Source organism: Bartonella vinsonii subsp. berkhoffii ATCC 51672, from assembly GCF_902825225.1.
Lineage (GTDB): Bacteria > Pseudomonadota > Alphaproteobacteria > Rhizobiales > Rhizobiaceae > Bartonella > Bartonella berkhoffii.
On sequence record NZ_CADEAK010000037.1, the window covers coordinates 1 to 2,921 of the forward strand.

Genomic DNA, 2,921 nt, shown 5'->3' on the forward strand with positions numbered 1-2,921 from the left:
CGCCACTTTCCATATATGCAAGGGAATCAAATTTAGTAACTCCAGAATAAATGGACACGTCTTAGTTTATGCACAAAGAACGAGTCAGGTGCTGTAATCCACGTTCTAAATATAAAGTTAAAAGATGGTTCTCGCTTTATTCTTGGATATGGCATTAGATACAAACCTGAAACAGGATGGCGACAAATGCAATCAAAATATGTTAATCCTGATGCCAAACCAATGTCACACAAATTCCCCGGCATCTGTGAGAAAGCAAAGGATTTTCGAACGGGGCAAGAAATCGATGTTAATATTTCCATAGCTCCCTCAGAAGGTAAGTACACAGGAATCCTTATTTTTGTAGCAGCGCGTGAAGAAGATATAAAAGACCAAGTTACTTTAATCATTACCCACACATCCCCACTGCAACCAGAAACAACAATGACTGTAACTACACAAACCGACCTCATAGACTTTAAAAAATTGGATTAACTCACTTAGGCAAAGATTTTTATGCATCATCTATTAATTCGATTTCTTCTTTTCTTTTTTCGATGAGGTCATCTCTTAAGATATCAAGCTTATTTTTGACTGAGACCATAAACAAGATCAGCCCATTTAAGCGATAAAAAGATGACAACTCTTGAGAAAAATAATTATCAAACCAATCCGTAAAAGCTTGCGTAAACACAGATGAAAACCATTGATTAAAATCATCGTACGGCAATAACGGAAAATAATTTCTATCATCACGCACAAAGATACTATGCAGCATACAGGCAAGAGAACCTGTTGATGAGGGATCTAAGCTTATTTCATGTGTACTATGAGGCGAACGGACACCACAATATATGTCTTTCTGTCCAATCTTATTAACAAGATCAATCAACTGGACTTTGCTTATAGTGATATGTGGTTCATCTATCATCTCTTAATCTTTCTTCTTTAAGAGTCTAAATGCTACTGTTGTGATAGGGCGCGTTGTGATTGCCTGTCTTGCAAAAATGTTTTTGAAAAAGTAACCTCGCAATGATTCATTGTTAATTAACAATCCTCGTTTTTGGCTCAAATGACGCAAGTTAAAAAACTTCTCCTGCAAAAACAAAATCGATTAATCTTGGTTTTTCTTTTTTGTTGATTAACTCAATGATTTTATTATTTAATTCATCAATAACTTTCATCTGTGAAGCTAACTTTAGCCTTTGGCTGTATAGCGTTTCATTTTTTTGCTTAATTAAAGAGGATAGGTTTTCAAGTACTACTTGCTGTTGTTCAATTGACTTATCTCGCTCTGCAAGAGTTGCTTCATGCCATCTCATCCAATTATCAAATTGTGACTTATGCCATTCTTCTTGTTTTGCAAGAACTTTTGTATGAGTTCTATGTCGTTTTATAAGATCTTCTATGCTACAATCACGATCCGGTATTTGTATAAATTCTTTCACAAACTTATCTCCATTCTCAATTTTCGTATTACAACCTATTAATCTACAGATCCGTGCGTAGAGTTTCTTCAATATCCCGTTTCTCATGATCTTTCTTCTTTAAGAGTGTGAATTGTGCTATTGGTGTTTGCTATCAGCTGTAGGAGCGGCAATATGAGAAGATATTACTGTTTGTGATCCATTTGGTGCACTAACTTTCTCCACTATATGAAGCATATCTTTTCTTCGCTTTGTCATTGAACGAATAACTTGATGGGATTTACTCCCGTAATTGTGAAGAAACCAATCTAGTGTAACCCAAGATAGACCTTTAGCTTTAGACAACTGAATAATTATATTCCAATATTTTGGAGAAATACTATTGCGATCGCGCATTTTACGCGCTGCCTCATAGCTACAACCAATTTTTTTTGCAAATTGGCGTATAGATTCCCAAGACTCAATCAAACTTTTGACACAAAAATTATTAACCATGACAAAAACAGTACATTACGTACAATTTAAAATCAAGATAAAATCGTACACAAAGAATGAAAAAAATAGTGGATAATGTACGAATGACTTATTTGCCAAAAGATAGACTTAAAATAGCGCGTAAGAACGCTGGATATGTAACACCAAGCGAAGCTGCACGCGCTATACCAGCTCTTAATCAAAATACTCTAATTAGCCATGAAAATGGGAATCGTGGTATTTCTCGCCAAATGGCCGAGCTCTATGGACAAGTATTTAATGTAGATCCGGGGTGGATTTTGTATGGCGAGTCTCCTCAAGAAAATCCTAACCTCAATATAAGTATTCCTCTCGTTCCATGGATTAGCGCTGGAGAACTAAGCGAGCAAGATGGGATAATGGATTTTTCAGATTATCCTATGACAGAGGCTGTTAATCTTCCTGCCGGTGAATGGATTGCTTTACGTGTAGATGGCGCTTCTATGAATAAAATTAGCCCTCCAGATTCTATAATATTTGTAAATATGCGAGACAAAAAACTTGTGCCTAATGCCTGCTATGTAATTGCAGATGAATCTGGACAAGCGACATATAAACGATACAGACCTAATGATGATCCTCCTTTTCAGCCTGCTTCATACGACAAAACAATAAAAGCTCCAAAACTTGAAGGCGCTATCTCTATAATAGGTCGTGTACGGCGCACTATTCTTGATATGTAAACATAATACGATTTTCTGTTCACATTATCAATTAGATTGCTATCAACAGATTGAAGCAACTTTGATTGATTTTTATCAGTAAACAGCAAACTTTTGATTCTCTAAATTATGCCGTGATTCATCATTTTTTTATTTTTTTAAAAAAACAGTACATTATGTACTTGACTATCTTTCGTGCATAATGTACTAATATATTCCATAAACCAGAAACAAACAATCGCCAAGAGGCGTTAGGGAGGGGAAATTATGGATAAGTCAATTCTTATTAATTCCGATGAAATTTTATTAGTTGTCTGCGATGATGATCAACACATTGGGC

The 2,921-nt window shown here is 35.5% G+C and carries 5 protein-coding genes; 2 read left to right on the forward strand and 3 right to left on the reverse strand.

Features of this window, described 5'->3' with window-relative positions:
• Positions 1–186 precede the first annotated feature (186 nt).
• Positions 187–474: a hypothetical protein gene (locus J7R10_RS07830; protein WP_244428912.1), complete on the forward strand. Its 288-nt coding sequence runs from the start codon at positions 187–189 to the stop codon at positions 472–474.
• A gap of 19 nt (positions 475–493) precedes the next feature.
• Here J7R10_RS07830 and J7R10_RS07835 read toward each other — a convergent pair whose 3' ends face one another.
• From J7R10_RS07835 to J7R10_RS07845, 3 genes are all read right to left on the reverse strand, one after another.
• Complete coding sequence (locus tag J7R10_RS07835; RefSeq protein WP_010704892.1) at positions 494–910, reverse strand: hypothetical protein; 417 nt, start codon at positions 908–910, stop codon at positions 494–496.
• Between the two features lie 151 nt (positions 911–1,061).
• On the reverse strand, positions 1,062–1,427 hold the full coding sequence (locus J7R10_RS07840; protein WP_026501405.1) for a hypothetical protein: 366 nt from the start codon (positions 1,425–1,427) through the stop codon (positions 1,062–1,064).
• Positions 1,428–1,544: 117 nt separating this feature from the next.
• Positions 1,545–1,874, reverse strand: a complete 330-nt coding sequence (locus tag J7R10_RS07845) for a hypothetical protein (protein WP_244428911.1) — start codon at positions 1,872–1,874, stop codon at positions 1,545–1,547.
• A 110-nt stretch (positions 1,875–1,984) separates the two neighbouring features.
• On the opposite strand from J7R10_RS07845, the gene J7R10_RS07850 reads away from it, so the two are divergent.
• Positions 1,985–2,602: a S24 family peptidase gene (locus J7R10_RS07850; protein WP_010704889.1), complete on the forward strand. Its 618-nt coding sequence runs from the start codon at positions 1,985–1,987 to the stop codon at positions 2,600–2,602.
• Positions 2,603–2,921 lie beyond the last annotated feature (319 nt).